Source organism: Aliirhizobium sp. YIM B11859, from assembly GCF_057163345.1.
Window position 1 is genome coordinate 1 of sequence record NZ_JBXHAY010000045.1, and the last position, 1,147, is coordinate 1,147.

General features: G+C 58.5%; 2 protein-coding genes. Both read left to right on the plus strand.

What is annotated here, in order from left to right; translation table 11 throughout:
- Window positions 1–803: outer membrane protein (locus AC2GXZ_RS32535; RefSeq protein ID WP_483763379.1), on the plus strand; the 803-nt coding region annotated here is incomplete at its 5' end.
- 129 nt (window positions 804–932) lie between these two features.
- A partial coding sequence (locus tag AC2GXZ_RS32540) for a DUF982 domain-containing protein (RefSeq protein WP_483763380.1) occupies window positions 933–1,147 on the plus strand: 215 nt, incomplete at its 3' end.

A 1,147-nucleotide genomic window follows, 5' to 3' on the forward strand; every position in this document is an offset into this window, starting at 1 on the left:
ACCTATGTTTCACGTCACCGCTGGGGGCATCGGTGATCAAAGGACATCACATGAGAACGTTTTCGAAACTGTTGGCAGCCGGACTGCTGACCTCCGCCACGTCGATCCCGGCGTTTGCTGCCGACCTCGCACCGGTGGAAGCACCGATCGTCGCGCCGGTGTCTACCTCCGGCTTCTACATCGGCTCGCTAAGCTCGGTGAACTTCCTTGACGACACTGGCTTCGACGTTGGAGGCGCCTCCATATCCACCAACTATGATGTCGGATACTACAGCTCGCTACGCGCCGGTTACAAGTTCGAGCCGATGGGCTTCATTACGCCCCGCGCGGAACTGGAACTCGGCTACGGCAACGCTTCGGTCAATGAGCACCGCGTGTCGGGCGTTGGCGGCGTCGGTGGGATCGACTCCTTCGGTGACGCCCGCGCCTTCCAGGGCTATGTTAACGGCTATTTTGACATTCCGCTGGCTGCCGATGGCGTCATGAGCGCCATCACGCCCTTCGTCGGCGGTGGTGTCGGCTTCATGAACCTTGATCTGCGCAAGCAAGGCGTTTCCGGCGTCGCAACCCTCATCGATGATAGCGACACCAAATTCGCCTATCACCTCGATGCTGGCGTCGGCATCAACCTGCAAGGCATCGGGCTGTTCTCGAACACCTCGCTGTTCGACAATACCACGCTCGATATCGGCTATCGTTTCACTGCCGCCGACGATTTTGATTTCACTGCACGCGATGGCACCTCTTCCAGCACGGATTTCCGCAGCAACGCGGTCACGTTTGGCCTCCGCAAGCAGTTCTGATCCTTAGCATAAAGCCCGCTCACGCGGGCTTTATCAGCTCTTGGTAACGGTCTGAGCAATCGGGGCTGGTCCGTTGAGAGGGTCTTGCTACACTCTGCGAGCAGAAACTTTCCACGAAAGGATCAGCCTTTGAGTTCAGTGATTGAAGTCGCGTTCGGAATCGCTTGGCATACGCCGCTCGTAATTTGCGATGACGGTGAGCGTCAGCTCACGATCCGGGGGCCACGCGAGGCGTTGCGCTATCTTCAGTATGACTTCCCCATGAAAACCGGCGAGGCTTATTGGTCGGCCTTGGCCGCATCCAATCGCGCGTTGATGACCCCGGCCCATTTTGAGCGGTCGCG